Genomic DNA, 25,557 nt, shown 5'->3' with positions numbered 1-25,557 from the left:
TACAGGGTTTAAGGAATAAGTCACAAAGCAAGGAGGTAAGAATATGATACTCAGGGTTTGCAGGAAAGGATCTGTGGAGTCTTTACAGTCCATGCTGCAGGAAGTCCAGAACCACGGGCGGGTGAAGTCCATACTCATCCTGGCCTGTGACGCCGATGGCTTTACCCCGGAGAATGTTGATCCGGTCCTGCAAGAGTGCGGTCTGCCTCTGCTGGGGGGGATTTTCCCGCAGATTATTGCTGAAGGGGAAAACCTGGAGAAGGGCACCATTGTGGCCGGGCTTTTTTACGATACGGTGTCTCTCTATGTGCCGGGTCTAAGCGATGACGACAGGGTTATGGACGACGCCGTGGATGAGGCCCTGACGGGTGTTGACGTGGAGGACAGGACCTTTTTCGTGTTTGTGGACGGTCTGAGTTCCAGAATCAGCGCCTTTATCGACGGGCTTTTCAACAACCTGGGTCTTATGCCCAACTATATCGGCGGGGGAGCCGGATCATTGAGTTTTGAGCAGAAGCCCTGCCTTTTCACCAACCTGGGCCTCAAGGGCGACGGTGCGGTGGTGGGGGTATCAGAAGTCCGCAGCGGCATAGGAGTGGCTCATGGATGGCACCCCATAACCAAAACCATGAAGGTCACTGAATCCGAAAAAAACAGGGTCATTTCCCTGAACTGGGAACCGGCCTTTCAGGTGTATCAAAGTGTCATAAAGGAACAGTCCGGCCTGTCATTTGATGAACAGCCCTTTTTCGACATCGCCAAGGCCCACCCCCTGGGTATAGTCAAGCTGGACGCGGAAATGATCGTGCGCGACCCTCTTTTTACCGAAAATGATGAACTGGTCTGCGTTGGGGAGGTGCCTGTCAATTCCTTTGTATACATACTGCGGGGAAACATGGACTCTCTTATTGAGGGTGCGGTTCAGGCCAGGGACATTGCCCTGAATAATTACCATGGGGACCCGAACAAGGCCAGCATGCTGTTTATGGACTGTATCTCCAGGGTCCTTTTCATGGGTGAGGAGTTTAAAAAGGAGCTGCAGGCGGCTGATTGCGGACTGACCACCTTTGGAGCCCTGACCATCGGAGAGATAGCCAATACCGGGGATGCCTACCTGGAATTCTACAACAAGACAGCAGTGGCCGGGATACTGGGAGATCCCCATGCAGAATGAATTTTACAAGGACGTGTTGCTGGAACTGGCCCTTTCCATCAGCGGCGAGTTCGACCTGGAGAAGCTTCTCAAGAAGTGCATGCCGCAGTTTCTGCGCAAGCTGGACTGCACTGCTGCAGCCGTGGTCAATACCGCAGATGACAAAGGCATAGTACTGTGCCTGCCCAGGTACATGTCCAGAAATGAGGATTTTGCCGCTATGCTGCAGCAGCTTGCCCGGGAAGCGGATACAGACGGCTTTCAGGACTGGTTGCTGCTGCAGGAACAGGACAGCTTTCATTACGCTTTCAGGCTGCAGGACTTTGGTATCCTGGTGCTTTCGCGATCCAGGAGTTTCGAGCCATTTCTCATCAATGAACTGCTGCCCCTGACTGCAATGCTGGCCAGGGCCTGCCGCTCCTGCCTGGAAGTGGAAAAGCGCAGGCAGGCCGAGGAAGAGCTTTCCAACTCCAAGGCCCTGCTGGAAGCTACACTGGATTCCATCCCGGACATCATAGGAATTCAAAAACCGGATCATACCATGATCAGGTACAACCAGGCCGGGTATGATTTTCTGGGTCTTACGCCAGAGGAGGTGAAAGGAAGAAAATGCTACGAACTCATCGGCAGGTCAGTGCCCTGCAGTTCGTGTACCTCGGCCCGGGCCGTCAGAACCGGCAGGCAGGGCTTCAAAGAAAAATACCTGCCGGAATATGACAGGTATCTGGAGTGCATTTCCCAGCCGGTCTTCGATTCCCAGGGCAGTGTTCACCTGGTGGTGGAGCAGTTAAGGGATATTACCCAGCGCAAAAGGTCCGAAAAAAAGCTTCTGACCCAGAAGGCCCAGTTCGAGTCTCTTTTTACCAACACCAGCGACGCAATGGTCTATTTTGACGCCGACCTCAAAATTTTCAACGTCAACACGCGTTTTACCGAGATGTTCGGGCATGACCTGGAAGAGGTCAGGGGCAGAAATATCATAGATGTGGTGGATCCTGAGGGAAAAGAGACGCATTACGGGGCCTACAGGATACTTGCAGGGGAAAAGGTGGAGATGGAGTGCACCAGGTATTCCAGGGACGGCGAGCCAAGGGAAGTCCTGCTTAAGGGCGGTCCGGTGCTGGTGGATGGAAACATTACCGGAGGGTTTGCGGTTTACTCCGATATAAGTCAGCGCAAAAATTACGAAAAGGAGATCATCAGGGCCAGGGATGCAGCAGAGGAGGCCTCCAGGGCCAAAAGCGATTTTCTGGCCAACATGAGCCACGAAATAAGAACGCCCTTAAACGGTGTGGTGAGCATGATGAGCCTGCTGGAAGAAACCAGCCTGGGACCGGAGCAGAGAGAATACGTGGACATGGCCACCATTTCCTCGGAGTCTCTTTTGAACATCATAAACGATATCCTTGATTTTTCAAGGATCGAGGCTGGCAGGTTAGAGCTTACCCGGCAGAATTTTGACCTGGAAAGGGAAATTTCCAGGGTCATGCTGCTTCTGACCAAAAGGGCCAGAAGCAAAGAGGTGGAACTGCTGGTGGACTACGACCTGCAGGCTCCCAGAAGGGTGCGGGGGGACAATCTGCGTCTCAGGCAGATCTTGTATAACTTAGTGGGCAATGCCGTCAAATTCACCGAAAAGGGCTATATACTGGTGCAGGTGAGTCTTGCAGAAGCAGGTGAGGAGAAGGCCCGGCTCAAAATATCGGTGCAGGATACAGGGGTGGGCATCCCCGTGCACATGCAGGAGAAGATCTTCGAGCATTTTACCCAGGTGGACTACTCTTCCACCCGCAGGCACGGCGGGACCGGCCTGGGACTGGCCATCAGCAGGAGCCTTGTCCGGCTCATGGGCGGCGATCTGCAGGTCATGAGCCGGGAGGGGGAGGGCTCGACTTTCTTTTTCGAGCTGGATATAGGCTATGCAGACGATGCTTCGGAGTTCATTGAAGACAGTGAGTTGAGCGGAATGCGGGCCATGATAGTGGATGATAATGCCATCAACCGTAAAATCCTGGCCGGATACCTGGAGAAGTGGGGGGTGGAGCATGAGAGTGCGGCAGACGCATATCAGGCCCTGGATATTTTGAACCAGAACCACCAGCAGGGGAAAAGCTTTGACTTTGCCCTTGTTGATCATGCCATGCCGGGCATGGACGGTATCGAACTGGCCAGCAGGATCAGGGAGCAGGACCAGGAAAAGGGTATGGGGCTTATTGCCGTTAGTTCGCTCTGGGGGCAGGTAAGTTCTGGTGAGTTTTTTCAGAAAGGGTTTGACTCATATCTGCCCAAGCCCGTCAACAGCGAGGACCTTCTTGCAGGCATAAAGGCGTGCCTGCATGGACGCAAGGGGGATAACAAAAGGCCACTGCAGCCTGCCGCACCAGTCAGGCAGGAGAATGCGCATGAAGTGCAGGCCGGGCCTGCTGCAGGTGCAGGCCCAAGGATACTTCTGGTGGATGACAACCATATCAACCGCAGATCTGTGCAGATCATGCTCAAAGACACTGCAGGCGGCCTGGTTTCTGTTGAAAACGGACAGGAAGCCCTTGAAAAGATGCAGGAGGATTCTTTCGACCTGGTCCTCATGGATGTCCAGATGCCGGTCATGGACGGACTGGAAGCCACGCGGCGGATAAGAAGCATGGAGCAGGGGACAGAGGACAAAGATCTTGGAGTGGAGGTTGCAGAGGAAATCTTAGAATCCCCCAATCCCCAAATCCCTAAATCCCCAAATCCCTCAATCCCTGAATCCCTAAATCCCCAAATCCCTAAATCCCCAAATCCCTCAATCCCTGAATCCCTAAATTCCCAAATCCCTAAATCCCCAAATCCCTCAATCCCTGAATCCCTAAATTCCCAAATCCCTAAATCCCCAAATCCCTCAATTCCAGAATCCCGGAATCCCAGAATTCCCATAATCGCCCTGACCGCCAACGCCATGCCCAGCGACAGGGAAAAATGCCTGAGTGCCGGCATGACGGATTATATCGCCAAACCGGTGCAAAAGATTGAGCTGCTGGCAATGCTTAAGAAGCACCTTCCGGCCGGCTTTTTTGACCTGCAGGACGGGAAAGGCCGGGATGAAAGGGCCGGGGCAGAAGAGGATTCCGGGCAGCCGCCAGGGCATGATGAGTACCAGGTATTTAATACCAGGGATTTTATGGACAGGTATGAACAGGATCTGGAAATCGCTGCGGAAATAATGCAGGACTTCTTGAGCGACCTCCAGGTGGAGCCGGAGCATATTCAGGCGGCCCTGGCCAGGCACGAGGCAGGTGATGCCGACAGGCTGGCCCACAAGCTCAAAGGTTCGGCCGGGTATACTGGCGCGGAAAGGATAAGGCTGCACTGCGCCAATATCATGCACAGCTCCCGGCAGGAAAACTGGCAGGAGGCACATAAAGAGATGCAGCTTCTGCAACGGGAGGCCCAGAGGTTCGAGGCGGAAGCCAGGGCGTTTTTCCAGACACAGGAAGTTGAGTTGCAGGCAGGGGAATAAGACCGGGGCGTTACATTCAGCTGGTCATGGCAGATGATCCCCCGGGCTTAATGACCAGAGATTAACAGGTTTGCATACAAAAAATACAAAAGGTCTTATGAAAGTACTGGTTGTTGAAGACGACAAGATAAGCCGCAAGACCCTTTCCCTGTACGCCAGGAACACAGGGTATGAGCCCATTGCAGCGGCAGACGGCAAGGAAGCCCTGAAGCTCTGGCACGAGCACCGTCCCAGGATCATTCTCACGGACTGGAACATGCCGGTAATGGATGGACTGGAGCTCATTTCCCGGGTCAGGGCCTCTGAAGGGGATGAATACACCTACATTATCATGATTACTTCCAGGGATGATTCCACCGACCTGATCCGGGGATTCGAGTCCGGAGTGGACGACTACCTTACCAAGCCGGTGGATAAGTCTGAACTGCTGGTGAGACTTAAAGCCAGCGAGCGTATCTTCAGTCTGCAGAGCAAGGACACAGTCATATTCGCCATGGCCAAACTTGCCGAGACCAGGGATCCCGAGACCGGGCTGCACTTAGAAAGAATCCAGAGCTACTGCCGTATTGTTTCCGAGTTTCTGCTGCGCAATTCCATGTATCAGGATATCGTAAACCGGCGTTTCATCGACGACATTTACTCCACCAGTCCCCTGCACGATATCGGCAAGGTGGGCATACCGGACCATATCCTCCTCAAACCAGGCAGACTGGACGAGGAAGAGTTTGAGATCATGAAAACCCACACCACCATCGGCTACGATACCCTCAAAAGCACCATCCAGCAGAATCCCAAAGCCAATTATCTGAGGATGTCCGCGGATATCGCCAGGTATCACCATGAGAAATGGAACGGATCAGGGTATCCGGACGGCCTTGCCGGAGAGGATATCCCCCTTGCCTCCAGGATCCTGGCTGTAGCAGACGTCTATGACGCACTGGCCTCCAAAAGAGTGTACAAGGACGCCTTCTCCCATGAAAAGACACGGGCCATAATCAGAGACGGCAAGGGTTCGCATTTTGATCCCACCCTGGTGGACGTCTTCCTGGAATGCGAGGACGAGTTTATAGAGACTCTGGAGAGATTCAGGGAGGTCTGAAGCTATGTCCTTGCCGGCAGGAAAAAAAGGAAGGATTCCTGCACAAGGGCTGAGTTTTTTACAGTGAAACACTAAATCCCAGGCGGACATTGTTTTCAGACTGGATGGGCACAGGGTCTTTTTTACTGTCATGGTTCAGTGTCGAGCCATGGACGTTTTTCCGCAACCCAAATAATTTCATGTTCTCTGTCATACATCTGTCTTGACAGTATACGCCCTTATTGTATCAGAAATTCATTAAAACCAGCAACCAGGTACTCTCAACTTCCCATGTGGAAACTGTTTTTCAAGGGCTTTGGCATAGGTGCTGCCAGCATTGTACCGGGCTTAAGCGGTGGAACCATTGCTCTTATTCTGGGAATATATACCCGGCTGATAGGTATTGCCGGCAATATAGATCATCGGACACTGGCAGGATTGATGCGCCTGGTGGTCAGGGGCCGCTTTGCCCGGGCCTTTGAATATGCCGTCCAGACCTGGCAGCTGCATTTTGTGGTGCCCATTGGAGCAGGGGTGCTGGTGGCGATATTCAGCACGGCTTCCCTGATAAACTTTGCTGTCTTGAATTACCGGGGTTTTGTTTTTTCATTTTTTTTCGGCCTGGTACTGGTTTCTATTTACTACCCCCTGAAAAGAGCAGGCAGGATCAGGTTCAAGGAAGTATTGGTTTTTTTCCTGGCAGGGACATTGATTCTGCTGGCGCAGCTTTCGCCTCTATGGAGCGATATGCAGGGCTTTAGCAACATTGGAGATCTGCGTTTTTTCCTGGGCGGGGCCGTGGCCATGGCCACCATGCTCCTGCCGGGATTCAGCGGTTCTTTCATGCTGGTGGTCATGGGGGTATACTTTGAGATCCTGGCTGCTGTGGCAGGTATGGACCTGAAAATCATATCTTTGGTAGGCATGGGATGCGTGTTTGGGCTCATCAGCCTGGCCAAGGTGATAAACTATCTGCTGAAGAATTATTATACCACCACCATGTCCTTCCTGGCCGGCCTGATGTTTGGTTCTCTGGCAGCACTGTGGCCTTTTCAGAAACAGGTGGAAATAAATGAAGACAAGGTTGTCACTGCAGGTTATGCCCTGCCTGAAAGCCTGGCCCAGGGCTGGCCTTATTTTGTCTGCTTTCTAGCAGGGGCAGGTTTGGTCGCCGTATTCATTCTGATGGATTTAACGACCGGAAGGCATAATAGAGATGAGACAGAGTGATAACAAATCACTTTGGTTGCCATTTATAAAAGTAAGGTGATTCAACATAATTATAATGAAATTCCCGGAGGGGGTACGCCATGTTTTTACCGGTTATTCTGGCCGGCGGGTCCGGCACACGTTTATGGCCATTGTCCCGCAAGCTTTATCCCAAACAGTTTCTGGCCTTCGGAGGGGAGCTCAGCATGCTGCAGCAGTCTGTAAGGCGACTTGACGGACTGCAGTGCGCACCTCCTTTGCTGGTCTGCAACGAAGAACATCGTTTTCTGGCCGCAGAGCAGATGCGCCTTATGGGGCATGAGGATGTATCCATCCTCCTTGAACCCGAGGGGCGCAACACCGCCCCGGCCATTGCCCTGGCAGCCCTGCATGCCACCAGCAGTGGAGAGGACCCCGTACTTTTTGTAATGGCTGCGGATCACCATATTCATGATCAGCAGGCGTTTCAGGAAAGCGTGACCATGGCTGCAGAGCAGGCAGGTAAAGACTGGTTAGTGACTTTCGGGATAGTTCCGGACTCTCCTGAGACCGGTTATGGATATATCCGGCGAGGGGAAAATATCCAGGGACAGGTTTACAGGGCAGGGCGCTTTGTGGAAAAACCAGACTCTGACACTGCAGCTGCATATCTAAAGGCCGGGGATTACTACTGGAACAGCGGTATGTTTATGTTCAGGGCCGGCCGGTACTTAGAAGAGCTTGAGAAGTTTGAGCCCGCGATCCTGGAATGCTGCCGTGCAGCCATGCAAAACGCCCGCCGGGATATGCATTTTGTAAGAGTGGATAAAGATGCCTTCAACTCCTGCCCCGGCAATTCCATAGATTATGCAGTCATGGAGAAAACTCAGGATGCGGCCTTAGTGCCCATGGAGGCCGGATGGTCTGATGTGGGCTCCTGGTCATCCCTGTGGGACCTGCTGCCACGGGACGCAGAGGGCAATTCCTGCAAGGGCGACGTCATGGCCATGGACACCAGCAACAGCCTGCTTTTTTCGGACTACCGCATGGTGGCCACCCTGGGGGTGCAGGACCTGGTGGTGGTGGAGACCAAGGACGCCGTGCTGGTGGCTCACAAAAACAGGGCCCAGGACATCAAGTCCCTGGTGGACCGCATCAAAAGCAGCGGTCGCAGCGAGCATGTCACCCACAGGGAGGTGTTCAGGCCCTGGGGTTCGTATGACGGTATAGATGCCGGGGGCAGGTATCAGGTCAAAAGAATCACGGTCAAGCCAGGGGCCAAACTCTCCCTGCAAAAGCATCATCACCGGGCCGAGCACTGGGTGGTGGTGTCCGGTACGGCCATGGTAACCAATGGAGAGGAGTCCTTTCTGGTTACTGAAAATCAGTCTACTTACATCCCCCTTGGCCGGCAGCACTCCTTAGAAAACCCCGGCAAAATCCCCTTAGAGCTCATCGAAGTCCAGTCCGGCGCATATCTGGGAGAAGACGATATAGTAAGGTTTGAAGATATTTACGGAAGACTTTAGGAGACGTCAGGCATGAAAGCAATTATCCTTGCAGGCAATTGAAGATGCCTGGCGCTGGGAACGGGATATTCTTTGCAATATACCGGGATAAGCCTTGAACTTCAGCTCAGGTACTGGATCAGCACCGGCAATGACGTTTGTTTTAAAAGTAACAAAGACCCAAACTGGAAGTAGCTGCCCAGACCTGGTATAATTAGAGTCAGATCAATGAGATGATAAGCTTTTTTCCCAATCAAAGCGGACAATATTACGTTCGTCGCGGTCAAATTCCACGCCTATCAGGTAAATTTCCAGATTTTGACCATGGTATTTATCAGCATACCCTTTTTTGCGGACCTGCTCTAAGGCCGTGCCCGGAGTTTTGTCGAGGTCCAACACCTTAAACTCAAAGATGAAGACCCGGTTTGCAAGGCGCACCGTCATATCGATCCGGCCGTGATTTGTGGTATCCTCGGCGGTGACATCTAAGCCCAGAGCTGTGAAGTAGCAATAGAAAATAGAGGCGTAATACCCTTCGTACTCGGTCAGCTTGTTTTTGCGGTACCAGTCGTGGGGAATGGCGGCAAACAGGGAGTGAAAGACGTTCCCGATATCATCGAGCCGGGCGGCGGACAGGGCCTGATACAGATCGATTTTGCATTTTTCATAGACATCCCGCTGGGAAACGAGGAAGGCGGAAAGACTGTCTGCAAAACTCATGCGCACTTCCAGATTGGGATAATCCAGCCGGTATGCGGTCAGATTGCCGAACTGTTGCCGTTCCTGAATGGTCAGATACCCGGTCTGGAACATCATGGTCTCGATCTCAATATCGTTTACGTCAAAACTGCCCAGCAGACGTTCCGTGGCCACGGTGTTTTCCAGGTTGGGGGCCAGGTACTTGCGGGCAAGAAACAGCTTGAGCAGAAATTCTGGTGTGCCGCTCTCAAACCAGTAGTTGCTGAACTCACCTTCCTCCAGATAATTAAGAATACTGAAAGGGTTGTAAACGCGCTCTCCCAGCCAGGAATAGCCGTTGTACCAGCTGCGGATATCTTCCAGGGTTTTTCCTTCTAAGTGTTCGGCAAACACCTCGGTCATCTCGGCTTCCGTGTAGCCGCAAATGGTTGCGAAGTGTGGACTTAAAGTAATGTCTCTCAGATTGTTGAGCCCGGAAAACAGGCTCACCTTGGAAAATTTGGAAACCCCGGTGAGAAAGGAGAACCGGATATGGGCGTCGCTGTCCTTGATCACGGAATAGAGGTTTTTCAGGCCTTCCCGGATTTCAATTGCCTGCTCCGGGTCCGTGATATTATCCAGAATGGGCTTGTCGTATTCATCCACCAGAACCACGGTCCGCTGGCCGTGTTTGGCTGCGCTTTCTCGAATCAGTTCACCGAAACAGCCGGGAATATCTCCGGGATCCCGGCAGGTAACGCCCAGGGTTTTCTGGTTTTGATACAGAAGATCCACAATGCGCCGATCCAGCTCTTCCCGGTTGCGCACCACGCCCGCGCCAAAGGAAATATGAATAACAGGATGTTTTTTCTTCCAGTCCCAGCGATCAAAAAGCCAGAGATTTTGGAACAGGTCCTGGTTGCCTTCAAAAGCTTCTTTCAGAGTGTCGATGAACAGGGATTTGCCGAAACGGCGGGGCCTTGAGAGAAAATAGTATTTCCCGCTTTCAACCAGCTGATGCACAATCCTGGTCTTGTCCACATAGGTGTATCCGTCTTCAATGATCTCTCGGAGTGTACTCACCCCGATGGGCAGCTTTTTCATTGTTTTTCCTTCTGCGGCTTTGTCAGGGCTGTTTTGTAGTACTATTGCTATTCTTCAATATTTGTGCGCAGTTTCTCGGCAAGCATAACTAACTGTTTTTCATTGCTTTTTTGTTTGAAAAATCCATATGCTCTTGATCACTACTCTTGCCTACTCTTTACTTGAGTCAAGGGCTAAGCAACATGATTTACATCATAATTTTTTTTGTAAAACAACTCAACAATCAAGATGAACCTTTAGTGGCTTACTCCTGAAACCCTGTCACAAAATACAAGAAAAATTTGAGCCATGACGGGGGTTCAGCACTTGGCACTGGGACTGTTTCATTTTTGGACACTAAGCTCAGGTGATCCCCCCCGCCGCGCAAGCGGCTGATGCCTTTTTCCTTGCGGGTTCTTATTCCCGCAAGGAAAAAACATGCTTCTTCAATCTCTTTTATCTGTGTCAATCTGTGTGATCTGTGGGCTAAAAACTCTTTTCTTATCTGGGTTGCGGGCATAGCGCGCCTTAGACACTTAAGTGTCATCAGTTGACGTAAGCATTCAGGGGCTCCTCGATTGTGATTACTGGCACTCACGCCAGAGGCGTGATTCCGGCACCCCCTGAATGCTTGCGCCTTGAACTTCAGCTCAGGTACTGGATCAGCACCGGCAGGGTGATTCCGGACAGGATTGTGGTAAACAGGATTATTGCAGCCAGAAGCTCCGGTGATTTGTTGAACTTTATGGCGTACATAAGGGGCAGGATGGCTGCCGGGGCGGAAGTCTGCAGAACCGCCACGGACATTTCCAGCTGCGATACTGGAAAAAAACAAAGAATACATACTGCTGCCAGGGGTGAGATCACGAGCCGGACTGCACTGGCTGCGGATATTATGGCAGCAAACCTTAGAAGCCTGTCCTTGAGGGAAGACAGGGAGATGGCAGCCAGCTGCAGGCCCAGGATAAAGATGAGAAGCGGTATGGCCCCGGCGCTTATCAGCTGCAGTCCCTGCTGGATTCCCCCGGGCACGGGTATTTTCAGCCAGGAAAAAACAAGGGCCAGCAAAAAGGCGTGGAAAATTGGAATGCGTACTACATCCAGCAGAATTTCTCTAAGCCTGGTCTTGTCGCTGCTCATGTATATGGCCAGGGTACACAGGGGGATATTGAAAATCACGAAGTAGACAATGGACAAAGGCACCGCCTCCTGGCCGAAGGTCAGGTGGATAAGGGGCAGTCCGAAGTTGCCCACGTTTATCATGGAGATCCCCAGGATAAAGGAGTTTTTTTCTCCCGGTCCCAGGCGCATGGCGGATGACAGCAGGATTCCCAGGGCTATGAGCAGAGCGGTTAGAAAAAGCATGAAAACAAAAGGCACCCCGAGGTCGCTGAAAGACACGGCATGCCTGGTCATGGAGTCAAAGACCAGCACCGGGGCAAAAAGGGCCAGGGCCAGGCTGGCCAGGGGTTTTATTTCCGGTCTGAAGATATGGTTATAGATAAAGGCAGAGATAATTATCAGAAATATGGGCAGGATGGAGTTGTTGAATATGGTGAAAAAGTGCATGCCGGGCTCTTACACCATAACCACCCCCAGGTAAATGAAATTCAGGGTCGTTTTCCGGCACCTGCCGCACCGGGTTTCTTTTGTTTTAACTATTCACCATCTGTGGACGGATCCCCGGACCACTGGAGCATATAATCATTATGGTGAACAGTTGCCTTTGTTAAATAACTGGCAGAATTTATTGGTGACGGGTTTTAATTTAGCTGTTATACAGGAGTACAAAAAAGGAGTCATTATGAGACCATTGAATCTGCTTGTCATTACAGTGATCGCCTGCGTTATGGCCTGGCTGCCCTCTGCGGGCCTCGCAGGAGACAAGGAGCAGGCCCTGGAAATAGAGCCCTGCACCGTGAGTCTGCGCCATGATGAATTCAAATCCATCCAGATGTTCGGCAGGGTAAATGTGACCTATCTCAAAGGCTCGGCAGAAGAGCTGGGTCTGGACAGGCAGGAGATTACAGAGCATCTGCAGGAGCTGTTCCAGGAAAACTTTCCGGACATGGAGCGCGATGACGACCTTTTGCCTTTTTTCGTGGATGATCCCCGGGAACTGGGCTACGTCCGCTGCATAATCACCACGGCCGGAGAAGAGGACCCGTTGGCCCTGCATGTCAGGCTCAGGTCCGGAAATTTTATAGAGATTGACGGACGTATGGTGGTGGTGCGCATCTACGAAAAGGACGACCTGACTATGTCGTCTCGTGACAGCATAGCCGCGGATGTGCAAAAGAGGCTGCAAGACATGATGCAGGACCTGTCAGAGGAGTTTTACGACAAGAGAAAGGAATAATCCACAGGATAAGTATATGCACCCTTTGATTTTTAAGGCGGCTTTATGCCTTGTGGCGCTTATTTTAACCCCGGCATGCGGCCTGGACAGGGAACAGGAACAAAACGCCAACGAGGTTCCCGGGGTAACTGAAGACACCATACGTGTAGGTTCATCCCTGGCTTTGAGCGGCCATGCCAGTTTCCTGGGCACTCAGACCCTCCAGGGAGCCCAGGCCTATATAAAGCATATAAATGAGCAGGGCGGAGTTCACGGAAGACAGATTGAACTCATTTCCTATGACGATGCCTACGATCCAGCCCGCTGCCTGGCCAACACCCAGAAGCTCATCGTTGAGGACCAGGTTTTCAGCCTGTTCAGCTACGTGGGCACTCCCACCACAGTTAAAGCCCTTCCCCTGATAGAGGAAGCCGAGATTCCTCTGCTGGGTATATTTACCGGGGCCAGCGATTTCCGCGAACCCTTCAACAGAAATATCATCAATATCCGGGCATCCTATTACCAGGAAACAGAGGCCGCGGTGACCCATTTCGTGGAAGAACTGGGCCTGGATGAGATCGCAGTTTTTTACCAGTACGACGCTTACGGCCTGGACGGGCTGAGGGGAACGGAACTGGCCCTCAAGGAGTACGATTTGGCCCCGGTGGCCACGGGCAGCTACACCCGGGGGACCCTGGATATCGAGGACGGGCTGCAGAGCATTATGGAATCCGGGGCCGAGGCAGTGGTCATGGTGGGGACATATGACGCCTGTTCCAGGTTTATTCAGACAGCCAGAGAGAGGGGGTTTGAGCCCATCTTTCACAACGTTTCCTTTGTGGGGGCCGAGGAGATGGCCCGCATTCTGGGGCCTGCCGGGGACGGGGTGATAATCACCCAGGTGGTTCCCCCGCCGGACTCCCTGGTATCCCAGGCACTGCTCTGGGGGGTGCAGGAGTTTGTGGACCTGTACTGCAGGTATTTCCCCGAAGAAGATCCCAATATGGTGGCTCTGGAGGGCTTCATCAACGCCAAGGTGCTGGTGGAGGGCCTGAAGCGCGCAGGGTCGGACCTGAACCGGGAAAGCTTCATCCAGGGGATTCAAACCATCCAGGATTTTTCCCTGGGCATTGCCAACACTCTCAATTTCGGTCCCAAGGACCACCAGGGACTCACCCGGGTGTATTTTACCGTTCTCAAGGACGGCAAACTGGAGCTTTTGACCGACTGGGACAAGTTCAAGCAGGACATTGAAACAAAGGACAAAAAGTCAGGCCCATGCCCAGATTCAGGGACTTAAGTCTAAAGCACAAGATATTTTTGTCCACTGCAGGGGTGGTTCTTTTGTTCAGCCTTTCCAGCGCGCTTATGGCCCGCTGGATTCTGTCCGGTTATATGGAGCAGGAACTCAAAACCCGCGGTGTATCCATTGCCCAGAGCATCGCAGACCACAGCATCGGACATGTTTTGACCCGGGACCGGGATCAGCTGGTGGCGACTATATTTGACGCCGCCCAGCTGGGGGAGCGCCGGCATCTGGTGGAATATGTGGTTATTCTTGATGATGAGCAGAATGTTCTTTCACATACTTTCATTACCCCCTTTCCGGATGATCTGCGCGGGGTGAACCCGGTTCAGGAGGAGCAGGACTACAGTATCCGCAGCCTGGATAAGGCTGATATGCAGGTCTACGACATAGCAGTGCCCATACTGGAGGGCATCTACCAGATCGGCACGGTACGCCTGGGTCTGAAAAAAGAGCATATAGAGCAGGTGGCCAGGACCATGAATATTACCTTCGGGGGGTTTACACTGGCGGTCCTTGTGGTAATGTTTGTTTTAAGCTACCGCATCTCCCTGTATATAACCAGGCCCATGCAGAAATTGACCGGTATGGCGGATCAGATCAGCCGGGGGGACCTGGAGCTCAAAACCGTAAACGGGCTGCAACCCGGCAGGGATGAACCCTGTCCGGCCATTACCGGATCTTATCAGCCCTGCTGGCATGTGGACAGGCTCCTGGAAGCAGAGCTTGGAGACAGGCATCTGCCCGGCAAACCCGATTACTGCCGGGACTGCCTGGCTGACAGGGATAAGAGCGGGGACGAGGTGCAGCAGCTGGCTGACTCTTTCAATCAGATGGTGCGCAGCGTCAAGCTTTACCGCAAAAGGGTGCTGGAATCTGAACACAAATACAGATCGCTTTTTGAAAGCGGTCCTGTTCCGGTCTTTGTCCTGGATCTGGAGACGTTTGAGATCCTGGATGCCAATTCCAGCGCGGAGAAGGAATACGGTTATTCCAGGAATGAGCTCGTGGGCATGGAATTTACCAGGCTGGCCCCGGAGTTTCCGGAGAAGCTCAGGACACATCTGAAGCAGGAGCCACAGGATGCCAGGATTGTCTACAACAAGGCCATACATTATTACCGCGGCAACCAGCCCATATACACCAACGTAGAAGGACGGCTGAGCACTTACCGCAACCGGGATGCGGTCATTGTGGCCACTACAGATATTACTGAAATGCTGGAGAAGGACGCCCAGTTGATTCAGGCCAGTAAAATGAGCGACCTGGGACAGCTTTCAGCCGGCGTAGCCCATGAGCTGAACCAGCCTCTGAATGCCATAAAAATGGGCAGTGAGTTCGTTCAGATGATGCAGCAGGAGGGGCAGGATATTCCTGAGGAACAACTGCGTCAGATCCTGGGGGAAATCAACACCCAGGTGGACAGGGCAACGGAGATAATCAACAATCTAAGAGAATTCGGGCGAAAATCAGATCCCGGTCTGGAAGAAACCGACTTAAACTTGTGCGTGCAGAACGTTTTGACCATTATCGGTCAGCAGATTAAGCTGGCCAATATCGACCTGGATTTTCAGCCTGCCTCTCAACCGGTTTTCATCATGGCCCACAAGAACAGGCTGGAGCAGGTCATTTTCAATCTCGTTACCAATGCCCGGGATGCGGTGATGCAGAAGCAGGCACAGCAGGAACCGGGCTGGACAGGGCGGATCGTCATCTTCACCGGGATAAGTAACGGGCAGGCGGTACTCAGTGTCCAGGACAACGGGACAGGTATGCCCCGCTCTGTGGTGGACAAGATCTTCGACCCCTTCTTCACCACCAAGGAAGTGGGCAAGGGAATGGGTCTGGGGCTTTCCATATGCTACGGGATCATACAAGACTATCAGGGCGAGATTGATATCCAGAGCAGGGAGAATGAGGGCACCACCTTCAGGGTGTTTTTTTCTGCATCCGACAGTCATGCACAAAATTCCAACCCAAAGGACAGATAAAAACCATGCAGAAAGTTCTGGTAATAGATGATGAAAAGCCTACTTTGAGCATGTTTCAGCTTTTTCTCAAGGCCTATGGCTACAGCGTGTACACGGCTGAAAGCGGAGAGAAGGGCCTGGAAATTTTTGAGCAGGAAAAGCCCCCGCTGGTGATCAGCGACATAAAGATGCCCGGCATGGACGGTATTCAGGTCCTTGGCCGCATCAAGGAGATGAGTCCGCATACCGAGGTGATAATTATTACCGGGCATGGCGATGCTGACCTGACCATCAGGGCCATGGAGCTCAATGCCACTGATTTTCTGCACAAGCCCATTGAAAAAAATGCCCTGCAGAATGCCCTTAAGCGGGCTGTAGAGCGCCTGGGCATCCTGGAGAGCAGTGAAGAGCAGATTGCACTTTCTTCAATCAACGGCACAGCCATAGTGGATATACAGGGCAATATCAACGCCTCCCACGAAAAAAGACTGCAGGAAATCTACCAGGAGATAAACGAGCAGGGCAAAACCGGTGTTCTTTTCCGGTTCAATCCCAATTCATCAGTCAACGGCACCGGCATTGCAGTGTTTATTCAGATTCTTTCCATGTGCCGGGATAACGGTCAAAAAGCGGTCATAACCGGTCTTTCAGAGAATTTTCAGAAATTTTTTCACCTGGTGGGAATAACCAGGATGGCAGAGATCTATGAAGCAGAAGACCAGGCCCTGTCCCGGCTGCAGGAGCAGGCCGGGTAGTATTGTTTTTTTAAAAGCACCTTACCCGGACACACCCGGGTCCAAACCTGCGAGTAACTGGATAAGGAAGTGGTCATTTAGAACGAACCACCCCCAACCCCTCCTTAACCAAGGAGGGGAGCAGTCCGTGCTGGAAACTTTATTTTTTTGATGCATGCGCAGGTTGGACATGCTGCAATTATTGACTGAAAAGTAGTTACGTAGAAGGAGTATCCATGATCAGCAACATGAAGTTCATTACCGTATTTTTCGTGGCAATGGTCGCTTTTCTGTTTTTACCTCCGGGGTCAAAGGCTTCGGTGCAGGAGGGAGACAGCCTGGAAGGGGTTACATTTCCTGCTCCTGCCACTCAAGAGGCAGCTGAGCAGCTGGGTCTTGAAAAAATGGAGCCATTTTCCCTGGACAACCTTGACCGGGAATATGTCCTGTTCAAGGTAGTGGATGTATACTGCCCGGTCTGTCACGAGCAGGCCCCGGAATTCAACCGTCTTTTCAACCGCATCCAGGACAATACTTCTCTGGCTGAGAGTATGTACATATTCACCCTGGCACCGGAAGCCTCCCCCGGGGAGGTTGAGCACCTGTACCAGGCCTGGGAAACGCCCTATCCCATCCTGGGGGATCATGAGTACATCCTGCCCGGCAAGATAGGTTCTCTGGACACTCCCTATACCATAATGGTCAACCGTGAGGGCAAAGTGGTTTATGCCCACGGCGGAGTCATGCCGGATACCCGGGAGATGATGGGCAAGCTCAGAGAGCTTGTAAAATGATGCCTGGAGCAAATTATGGTGCAAAACTCTGATGCAGAAAGAAGCGCAGTCCCGGAAAGGGACAAGGAGTTGCGGGAGAGGGAATACCAGGCCTATCAGCTGCGCCTTCTCAACGAATACCTGCGCGAGCTTTTTTTTCTGGAAGACAGGGGTGAGATTGCAGAGCAGTTCCTGCTTATGTGCATGGGAGCGGTGGGTACTGACAAGGCCCTTTTGCTTGTATTTGATGAGCAGGAGGAGAGCGCCCTGCATTACCGGGGATTTAATGATTTCAGGGTGCAGAGGCTGCGTGAAGATGCTTTTGTGCAGGCGCAGCAGCATCTTGCCCGGGATGACAGGGACAATGAACTTCTGCCCAAGCAGATTCTGGTAATCAGCACTAATGAGCATGAGGCAGCCCGGGACAGCCGCCTGCCCTGGCCTGAGGATTCCTGTTTTATCGTGCGCTGGAACCTGGATTCGGGGTGTTTCGGATACCTGGTGCTGGGACCCAAGCTGGACGGGTCGATTTATTTTGACCTTGACAGGGATTTTCTGCTGCAGTTGAGCCAGGTGCTCATGGATTCGCTGCAGATGGTGCGCTCAAGGGAGGAAATCCACAGGCTCAATGCCGACCTGATGAGCAAGAACCAGGAGCTTAGTCAGACCATAGAAGAGCTGCAAAAAAGCCATGAAACCATAAGCATCCTGCAAAGAACCAGGGACAGACTGCACGGGCTCATTCACAGCGAAGCCGCCCGCCTGGAAAGGGTCAGTGCCTGGGATTTCGTTTTCATTGTCGCTGTTACTCTGATCATAAGCCTGCTCTACAACACCACCAGCCCGGGAGGAGTATCCCTGACTCCGGCCACATGGTCCCTGCCTGAACCGGAAATGATAGACACTGACAGGGCGGCAGAAATTTATGAACAGGACGGGGCCGTATTTGTCGATGCCAGGCCCAACCAGTTTTTTGAGCAGGAAAAGATCCGGGACGCGGTCAACCTGCCCTCAAATCTTTTCGATTTCATATACATGATGCACTTTGCCCAGCTGGATCCGGAAAAGAAGATCATAGTCTACGGCCGAAACATCAGCAGGCGGTATGATGAAACAGTGGCTTTTGAGCTTGAAGAGCGAGGACATGAAAGGGTTCTGGTCATGCCCGGCGGGCTTGGTGAATGGAAAGCTAAAGGGATGCCCGTAGCGCCATGAGCACAAAGACTGTTTACAACTTCATGCTGCGGCTACTCACCAGTAAGGAGCTGGCCTTTATCTTCAGGCTTTATATCGGGGGGCTTTTTGTCTACGCCAGCCTGTACAAGATCAATTATGCCGTGGAGTTCGCCGAGACCATCGCCAACTACCAGCTTGTGCCTTACTGGGCTGTGAATTTTCTGGCTGTGACCATGCCCTGGCTGGAGCTCATCTGCGGGCTCATGCTTATAATCGGATTCCGGGCCAAGGCTGTGACGGTCATCATCGGAGGCATGATGGTCATGTTTACAGTGGCCCTGGTGATAAATGTAATTCAGGATACGCCCATAAGCTGCGGATGCTTCAGCACCTCGGATGAGCTTATCGGCTGGCATACAGTACTCCGCGATGTCATCTGGCTGGGCATGATCGTGCACATTTATTACTTTGACCGTATGTTCCACCTGGAAAACAGGTTCCTGGCCCTGTTGCGCAGGATATAAACAGTACAATAAAGCAAGGAAGGCGTGTCATGGCCAAAACATGCATATTTGTCCTGGCAGTAATTCTGATGGGCGGGGTCTTGATTATGGGCTGTTCTGAGGCCCCGGAAGTCCCGGGTGTATACCAGGAGGTATCAGAGAACGGTCCGGATGCTGGCTCCACCATTGAACTCCAGGAGGACAGGAAAGGCACATGGGAAACCCCCAGGGATTCTGTGAGTTTTCGCTGGAGTGTCCGGGAAGGCGAGATCTGGCTGCATACGGAAACCGGCGGGGTCATAATCGGGGAATTGAGTGACAGTGGATTTGTAATAGAACTGCCAGAGGCCGGCACTTATGTATTTGAAAAGACCGGCCCATGATCAGCAGGGTCGTGTGCGGGCGAACTGCAAGGCGGGCATTAAGCCCGGTCTTCTTCTATTAAGGGTTCCCGGCCTGCAGGGGTGATGTTTTTGTTTATCTTCAGGGCGATATAATCTATAAGGTTGTACATGATTTCCGGTAGGCCTTCCTGCTTGCGGTAAACCATGTAAAATCCCTGCTCCAGACCGCCTTCTTCAAGTTCCATGGGGATAACTTCTTTATCCTGCAGTTCCTGGCGGACCATGAATTCGGGCATAAGGGAGAAACCCATGCCCGCCTTGACCATTGATTTTATGGCCTGGTTGCTCTCAGAAAGGCACACATGCTTGAAGTGCTTCAGCGTCAGGCGCTGGGTCCTTAAAAAGTCTGTAAATTCCTTGTGAATTCCTGCCCCTTCCTCTCTTAAGACCACGGGGGTTTCCAGAAGATCCTTTACTGAGACCGGTCCTGAGTCTGTTCCCTGGTTGGGACTCTTGAACAAAACAAGGGGGGCGCGGCCTATCTCTTTGGACTGCAGGCCTTTGTTCCGGGGGTCTACTCCGGTAATCCCCAGATCAAAAATACCGTTTAAAAGTCCCTGAAAGATTTTTTCGCATTTGAGGACGCTCAGGGCCACCCGCGTATCAGGGTATTTGTTCTGAAGGGACTTGAGGATGTCCGGAAAGAGGTATTCCCCGGCAATAAAGCAGGTGCCCAGGCGCAGTGTGGCCATGAGCCTGTCTGCATGCCGGTCCATGCTCTGAAACAGTTCTGCCTGCAGTGTTTCCAGTTTGACGGCGTATTCGTAAACAGTCCCGCCTTCCTGGGTGAGTTTTATCCTGCCTTTTTCCCTTATCAGAAGGGGTGCTTGAAAATAGTTTTCCAGGGCCTGGATCTGGAGGCTTACAGCGGGTTGAGTCAGGTACAGTCTGGCTGCGGTCTTGGAAAAACTCTTCTGATCCACCACTTCCTTGAAGGTCTTCAAGGCATAAAGGTTGAGTTCCATTGTCCCCCCTTTTTCCGGGGTTTGGTTGCAACCTTTTGTATAGCAGCCCTGAAGCCCTGTGTCCATAAAAAAGAATCCCGGTTTTACAGGAATACCTGCGTTTCGCGCGGACCGGCATCATTTCCCGGAGGGATGGAGGAAAAATCATCCGGTCCGCGCTGGACGCAGAGGAGGCAGTCAAGAGAATTGTCTTGATCTGTACGCAGCATGTTCAGCAGCAGAAAAGCTGACGTGCAGCCGCTTTGAAATTTTGGAGGTCCAGTGTTTGTCTTGCCGGACCTCCAGGATGTGCTTTTTGATGTTTCAGGTTTAGAAGGGGGCAATAATTCAGTTTAAGTTTATCTGAGCCAGTCCACATGCTGTTCGCATTCATCAATGCTTACCGGTTCCATGGCGTGACAGGCGTTGCAGTTTTCCTTGCCGTGGGTGTAGGGCTGCATGTTGTCGTGGCAGCGCATACAGCTTTCCACTGATTCGTGAGGCTTGCTGGTCACTTCAAAAGCGCCTTCATCAGCCAGCTTATTGAGCATCTCCACAGTTTTTATCACACAATCCGAAGTCAGGCCGCCGCATCTGTGTTTTCTTTCCTCTGAGCCGCGGGCTACGCCTGCTTCCTTCATCCACTTGGTCACAGAGACGTGACACAGGCTGGAGTCCACGGGTACTTTAGGCAGGTCCATGCCTGCGGGCTGGTATTCGGGGAAGGGAAACTTCATGTACCAGGCCATGAGTTCATCGCACAGCTTGCCTTTGATCTGGTTGTCCACGGGCATGGCCCCGATAAGTGCCAGGGGCGGTACCAGGGCTCCACAGATGGAGGCCCAGCCGGTGCGTACCCCGGATGAAAAGACCCAGAACATGGAAATGGGGAAATGGGTGTAGGGCTCGCCTACTTCCTGGGCCAGATAGCCGAACAGACCGTCGGCTGCTCCAGGTCCTCAGCCCCCTTTTTCCATGTAGGCCTTGAAGGCCATTTCCGCGGCAATGTCCTTATCCAGCTTTTTGTAGGGGAAATCACCGGAAAGGGCTGCGCTGGCCTGGCCGGCTCCCAGCAGGGAATGGCTGGCGAAACCCATGGTTCCGGCAACAGCCACCCCGGCCATGGTGGTGCCCATGCCCTTTAAAAAACTTCTCCTGGAATTTTGTGTTCCTTGGCCTTGCATAATACCTTCCTCCTTATTGGGTTTTCCGGTTGCAAATTTTTTATGCCGTTTCGAAAAAAATGAGCTTATGATCTGGCCAACCAAAGATTGTTGTTTATTATTTAATTAGATACCCTATACGTGAGGGTCAAATTAAAAAAACTTATGGGTGTATAAAAGTGCTTAATATCACAATCCAAGCTTTTTACACCCTACATGCCGACCATGAAACAAAGCCATGGAAAAACTTTTATTTATAGCCACTGAATATGATCGGGGGTAATCTGTATGAATCCAGGACGCTATCTGGTTTCCATCCGGAAAGTCTTTCTTTCCGGATGTCGAAGCCATTGGTTTTCTTTCCGGAAACGAGGATTTTTTTCTTTTGGCAAGGAAATCAAGCAATTATGAGGAGGCGTATCTTAATACGGTGACGAATAATTGTGCAGAGTGACGCCGCCAAAAGGAAAAAGAACCGTTTCCGGATGAAAACTATCTGCAAGGCCTGGCAAAACAAAGGAGGTGTGACATGTCTATTCAGTCCGCAAAGGCATTTCTGGAACTGGTTCAGAAAGACACGGGTCTGCATTCAAGGCTGGCCAGGTGCCGGGATTCCATGGAAATAATGGATATTGCCCGGGAAAAGGGGTATGATTTTACCCCGGATGAGGCCAGGATGGTAATGGAGCAGCCTTGCGACGGAGTGCATGACAGGATGCTGGAGATGCTGGTGCAGTCCCTTTATGCCAGGAGTCAAGGCCATGGCAAAAAAGTTGATAGCCATGCTGTCCCAGCTTAAAGAAGTCAATTTAAAAAGCTGCAATCAAAAAACTGCCAATAACTCCTCCAAAATCCGGGCATTGTGCACTGCCGTAAGGTCCCTCGCAATGCCCGTTTCGTAACCATTCAGGGGGGCCCTCGGTGTTGATTACTGGCACAAGGCCTGGGGACTGTCCCTCGCTGTGTAGGTCTGTGGCAGGATCACGGAATTTTGCGCTTATAGTTTTGTGATTGTGAAGGCAAGGTCTTGCGGGGACTGTCCCCAGGCCGATTACGGCACCCCCCTGAATGGTTACCCCGTTTCAGATTTCAATTTTCCCCTTAGCCAGAATCAAATACTTTCGAAAACTTGACAGGCGCTTTTTCAGGTTGTAATTTTCATTCAGTCATTTAGCTTATTGTGCAAATATCAACTTATGGATAAATTTCTGAAACAGACCAAAGCCCTGGCGGACGGCAATCGTTTGCGCATTATCGCGGCTCTTCTCAGGCAGCCGGAGTTGTGCGTCTGCCAGATTACCGAGCTTCTGGGGCTGTCCACGGCCACGGTTTCGCGGCATATAAGCGTCATCCAGAATGCAGGCTTAGTGACATCCCGCAAGGACAGCCGCTGGGTGTATTACCGGCTGGCGGATGATTTTCCCGGGAGGCTCAGGCAGTGGTTAGAAGAGGAGCTTATGTATTCCCGGGAAATGGAAAAGGACAAGCTCACACTCAAATTCATCCTGTCCATGTCCGTGGAAGAACTATGCAGTAAAAGAGGTAGATGATCGGGCAGGATCCGGGTACTGATCAACTTTGAAACCAAGAGGAAAGAAAATGGCTGAAATCAAGGTCAGTAAAGAGATGTCCGTTCTGGACCGTTTTTTGACGGTCTGGATTTTTACGGCCATGGTTGTAGGAGTATTGACCGGGTTTTTATTCAAGGGTCCGGTGGAAACCTTCAACGAAGCCCTGACTGTGGGCGAGCACACCAACCTGCTTATAGCCTTCGGCCTGATACTAATGATGTATCCGCCCCTGGCCAAGGTGAAATACGAGCTCATGCCCCGGGTTTTTTCGGATTTTAAAATTCTGGGACTGTCTCTTCTTCAGAACTGGATTGTGGGTCCGATACTCATGTTTACTCTGGCTGTGGGGTTTTTCGGTTATATAGCCCCGGCTATTTTCGGACCTGACGAGCGCTGGGGTTACTATATGGTGGGGCTGATCCTGGTGGGTATTGCCAGATGCATTGCCATGGTCCTGGTCTGGAACACCCTGGCCAGGGGCAACAGTGAATACGCAGCCGGGCTTGTGGCCCTGAACAGTGTTTTTCAGATTATAGCTTTCGGTTTGTACGCCTGGGTTTTCATCACAGTCCTGCCTCCACTATTCGGAATGGAGGGCATGGTGGTGGACGTGACCATTGGTGAGATTTTCGCCAGTGTCATGATCTATCTGGGCATCCCCTTCGGCGCCGGAATTCTAAGCCGGGTGATTCTTCTGCCCATCAAGGGACATGACTGGTACGACAATGTATTTGTGCCAAAAATCGCCCCCATAACCCTCATTGCCCTGCTTTTCACCATTGTGGTCATGTTCAGCATGCAGGGAGAGCAGATTGTGCATAGACCCTTTGACGTGCTCTGGATCGCTATTCCCCTGACGTGTTATTTTGTTTTCATGTTTCTCATCAGTTTTTTCATGGCCTCCAGGCTTGGAGCCGACTACAGCCGCAGCACCACACTGGCCTTTACCGCCTCGGGCAACAATTTTGAGCTGGCCATTGCCGTAGCCATTGCCGTTTTCGGCATTGCCTCGCCCATAGCTTTTGCCACGGTTGTCGGCCCATTGGTTGAAGTGCCGGTGCTCATCGGCCTGGTGCATGTCAGCCTGTATTTTCTGAGAAAGTATTTCGGCGGGGTGGTCCGGGATGACGGACTGCAGACCCAGGACGCAGGCTACGGGGGTCAAGGTACATGCGCTGTGGGCGAGAGGGTTTATCCATCCATATCCACAAAGAAGTAATTTAAAGCGAGGCAGCTGGCTATGAGCCTGGATAGACAGACTTTATCAGATGGATTCAAGACAGTTTTTCTGCCCTGGTTTCTTTTATTGTTTGGAATGTTTACCGTGGTCTATAAAACGGTAACAGGCGATAACCTGTTTCCGGTATATGACTATGGAGAACTGCAGGATTATACACTGTGGGAGATACCGTATGTTTATATTCTGAACTACGCCACCAGGGCCTGGGGTACGCTTCTTTTCGCCTTTATGCTGGGCGGGGTGATCGCGGCCTTTGTGCCCAAAGAGAAGATGAAAAAGTACCTGACCAGCAAAAACTTTTCATCGTATGTCCTGGCGGCCCTGCTGGCTCCGGCCATGACCGTATGTTCATGCGCAATGATCCCCATCTTTGGAGGGCTGGTTGTTGCCGGTGCAGGTGTGGGGCCTGCGGTGACCTTTCTGTTGATGGCCCCGGCAGCCAATTTTATTGCCATAATAACCACCATTGACATAATTTCCTTAGAGATTGCCGTGGCCAGAGTGGTTTTTGCCTTTTTCGCGGCCATACTCGTGGGTTACCTGGTATCTATGACCAGGGCCGCAAAGGCGGTGGAGGAGCGCTTTGCCGGGATGGCGGTCCAGGCCCGGGAGGATTATCAGGAGTACAGGGAAAGCTTTGCCCGGAAGAGCAGCAACGCTCTGTATGAAGCCGGTGATCTTTTGAAAAAGGTCGTTCCTTATCTTGCCCTGGGGCTTCTGGTGGTCAGTTACGTGGACGCTTTTCTGCCACCGGCAATAGTGGCCCAGTACCTGACCGGCATAACCGGAGTGGGGCTATCAGCCGTGCTTGGAGTACCTCTGTATACACCGACCCTGGTGGAGATATTTCTCATCCGGGCGCTTCTGGACCTGGGAATGGCCCCGGCTGCTGCCCTGGCTTTTCTCATAGCCGCGCCCATGGCCTCCATTCCCTCCATGCTGGGGGTGGCCTCCTTAGTGGGCAGACGCCTGGTGATCAACTATGCTCTGCTGTCCGTACTCATGGCTTTTGTGGCCGGCAGCATATATTTGTATATATTTTAAGCTGATGCAACTATTCATCAGGGTCCGGGGGCTTTGCAAACAGGACGTAAAGACTCACTCCAAGGAAGCGTAAATCAAAACCTACACACGGGTTTGATAGCCAGGATATTTCCTGTAACATACTTTGAATCAAGTTCGGTGTATTACGGTTTTGATTAACGCTTCCTACGTCGTTCAGATCCCGCACTTACTTTTTGGCAAATA

The 25,557-nt window shown here is 52.0% G+C and carries 22 protein-coding genes; 17 read left to right on the top strand and 5 right to left on the bottom strand.

From position 1 onward, the window contains the following. The first annotated feature begins 43 nt into the window (after positions 1–43). From DTHIO_RS14845 to DTHIO_RS14825, 5 genes are all read left to right on the top strand, one after another. Positions 44–1,174, top strand: coding sequence for an FIST signal transduction protein (locus tag DTHIO_RS14845; RefSeq protein WP_008871078.1), 1,131 nt, complete (start codon positions 44–46; stop codon positions 1,172–1,174). Further along, positions 1,164–4,652, top strand: coding sequence for a response regulator (locus DTHIO_RS14840; RefSeq protein WP_008871077.1), 3,489 nt, complete (start codon positions 1,164–1,166; stop codon positions 4,650–4,652). Before DTHIO_RS14845 ends, DTHIO_RS14840 begins: the two co-directional genes overlap by 11 nt. A gap of 97 nt (positions 4,653–4,749) precedes the next feature. After that, entirely contained in the window at positions 4,750–5,751 is a 1,002-nt protein-coding gene (locus DTHIO_RS14835) for an HD-GYP domain-containing protein (RefSeq protein ID WP_008871076.1), read from the top strand. Between the two features lie 270 nt (positions 5,752–6,021). Beyond that, the gene (locus DTHIO_RS14830; RefSeq protein WP_008871075.1) at positions 6,022–6,960 is read left to right on the top strand and encodes a DUF368 domain-containing protein; all 939 of its coding nucleotides are present in this window, start codon (positions 6,022–6,024) and stop codon (positions 6,958–6,960) included. Between the two features lie 80 nt (positions 6,961–7,040). Further along, positions 7,041–8,447 (top strand): mannose-1-phosphate guanylyltransferase/mannose-6-phosphate isomerase, encoded by a 1,407-nt coding sequence (locus DTHIO_RS14825; protein ID WP_008871074.1) that lies wholly within the window; start codon positions 7,041–7,043, stop codon positions 8,445–8,447. 204 nt (positions 8,448–8,651) lie between these two features. On the opposite strand, the gene DTHIO_RS14820 is transcribed toward DTHIO_RS14825, so the two are convergent. Together DTHIO_RS14820 and DTHIO_RS14810 are read right to left on the bottom strand one after the other, a co-directional pair. Then, complete coding sequence (locus DTHIO_RS14820) at positions 8,652–10,208, bottom strand: ATP-binding protein (protein WP_008871073.1); 1,557 nt, start codon at positions 10,206–10,208, stop codon at positions 8,652–8,654. 624 nt (positions 10,209–10,832) lie between these two features. Continuing rightward, on the bottom strand, positions 10,833–11,756 hold the full coding sequence (locus tag DTHIO_RS14810; protein WP_008871071.1) for an AEC family transporter: 924 nt from the start codon (positions 11,754–11,756) through the stop codon (positions 10,833–10,835). Positions 11,757–11,991: 235 nt separating this feature from the next. Between DTHIO_RS14810 and DTHIO_RS14805 the strand changes: the two genes are divergently transcribed. From DTHIO_RS14805 to DTHIO_RS14770, 8 genes are all read left to right on the top strand, one after another. Then, a complete protein-coding gene (locus DTHIO_RS14805; protein WP_008871070.1) occupies positions 11,992–12,546 on the top strand; it encodes a hypothetical protein in 555 nt (184 codons plus the stop codon). Between the two features lie 16 nt (positions 12,547–12,562). Beyond that, complete coding sequence (locus DTHIO_RS14800; protein WP_008871069.1) at positions 12,563–13,825, top strand: ABC transporter substrate-binding protein; 1,263 nt, start codon at positions 12,563–12,565, stop codon at positions 13,823–13,825. Continuing rightward, a complete protein-coding gene (locus DTHIO_RS14795; RefSeq protein ID WP_008871068.1) occupies positions 13,804–15,822 on the top strand; it encodes an ATP-binding protein in 2,019 nt (672 codons plus the stop codon). The genes DTHIO_RS14800 and DTHIO_RS14795 overlap by 22 nt, the downstream gene beginning before the upstream one ends. Before the next feature lie 5 nt (positions 15,823–15,827). Continuing rightward, entirely contained in the window at positions 15,828–16,556 is a 729-nt protein-coding gene (locus DTHIO_RS14790; RefSeq protein WP_008871067.1) for a response regulator, read from the top strand. A gap of 215 nt (positions 16,557–16,771) precedes the next feature. Then, a complete protein-coding gene (locus DTHIO_RS14785) occupies positions 16,772–17,329 on the top strand; it encodes a TlpA family protein disulfide reductase (RefSeq protein WP_008871066.1) in 558 nt (185 codons plus the stop codon). Between the two features lie 15 nt (positions 17,330–17,344). Continuing rightward, positions 17,345–18,523: a rhodanese-like domain-containing protein gene (locus DTHIO_RS14780; RefSeq protein ID WP_008871065.1), complete on the top strand. Its 1,179-nt coding sequence runs from the start codon at positions 17,345–17,347 to the stop codon at positions 18,521–18,523. Next, complete coding sequence (locus DTHIO_RS14775; protein ID WP_008871064.1) at positions 18,520–19,008, top strand: MauE/DoxX family redox-associated membrane protein; 489 nt, start codon at positions 18,520–18,522, stop codon at positions 19,006–19,008. The genes DTHIO_RS14780 and DTHIO_RS14775 overlap by 4 nt, the downstream gene beginning before the upstream one ends. Before the next feature lie 29 nt (positions 19,009–19,037). Continuing rightward, positions 19,038–19,370, top strand: coding sequence for a hypothetical protein (locus tag DTHIO_RS14770; RefSeq protein ID WP_008871063.1), 333 nt, complete (start codon positions 19,038–19,040; stop codon positions 19,368–19,370). Positions 19,371–19,408: 38 nt separating this feature from the next. Here the strand turns inward: DTHIO_RS14770 and DTHIO_RS14765 are convergent, their stop codons facing one another. The 3 genes from DTHIO_RS14765 to DTHIO_RS14750 form a co-directional block, all read right to left on the bottom strand. After that, complete coding sequence (locus tag DTHIO_RS14765; RefSeq protein ID WP_008871062.1) at positions 19,409–20,356, bottom strand: LysR family transcriptional regulator; 948 nt, start codon at positions 20,354–20,356, stop codon at positions 19,409–19,411. Between the two features lie 338 nt (positions 20,357–20,694). After that, on the bottom strand, positions 20,695–21,216 hold the full coding sequence (locus DTHIO_RS14755) for a C-GCAxxG-C-C family (seleno)protein (protein WP_040418786.1): 522 nt from the start codon (positions 21,214–21,216) through the stop codon (positions 20,695–20,697). A 78-nt stretch (positions 21,217–21,294) separates the two neighbouring features. Then, positions 21,295–21,519: a twin-arginine translocation signal domain-containing protein gene (locus DTHIO_RS14750; protein ID WP_040418783.1), complete on the bottom strand. Its 225-nt coding sequence runs from the start codon at positions 21,517–21,519 to the stop codon at positions 21,295–21,297. Positions 21,520–22,027: 508 nt separating this feature from the next. Here DTHIO_RS14750 and DTHIO_RS14745 point away from each other — a divergent pair. The 4 genes from DTHIO_RS14745 to DTHIO_RS14730 all read left to right on the top strand — a co-directional run bounded on the left by DTHIO_RS14745 (position 22,028) and on the right by DTHIO_RS14730 (position 25,353). Further along, the gene (locus DTHIO_RS14745) at positions 22,028–22,297 is read left to right on the top strand and encodes a Nif11-like leader peptide family natural product precursor (RefSeq protein WP_008871060.1); all 270 of its coding nucleotides are present in this window, start codon (positions 22,028–22,030) and stop codon (positions 22,295–22,297) included. 397 nt (positions 22,298–22,694) lie between these two features. Continuing rightward, positions 22,695–23,048 carry an ArsR/SmtB family transcription factor gene (locus DTHIO_RS14740; protein ID WP_008871058.1) on the top strand — a complete coding sequence of 118 codons (354 nt, stop codon included), beginning with the start codon at positions 22,695–22,697 and terminating at the stop codon, positions 23,046–23,048. Positions 23,049–23,097: 49 nt separating this feature from the next. Next, entirely contained in the window at positions 23,098–24,288 is a 1,191-nt protein-coding gene (arsB, locus tag DTHIO_RS14735) for an ACR3 family arsenite efflux transporter (RefSeq protein WP_008871057.1), read from the top strand. 21 nt (positions 24,289–24,309) lie between these two features. Continuing rightward, positions 24,310–25,353, top strand: a complete 1,044-nt coding sequence (locus DTHIO_RS14730; protein ID WP_008871056.1) for a permease — start codon at positions 24,310–24,312, stop codon at positions 25,351–25,353. Positions 25,354–25,557 lie beyond the last annotated feature (204 nt).

Source organism: Desulfonatronospira thiodismutans ASO3-1 (genome assembly GCF_000174435.1).
Lineage (GTDB): Bacteria > Desulfobacterota > Desulfovibrionia > Desulfovibrionales > Desulfonatronovibrionaceae > Desulfonatronospira > Desulfonatronospira thiodismutans.
This window is presented reverse-complemented; position numbering and strand designations above follow the sequence as displayed.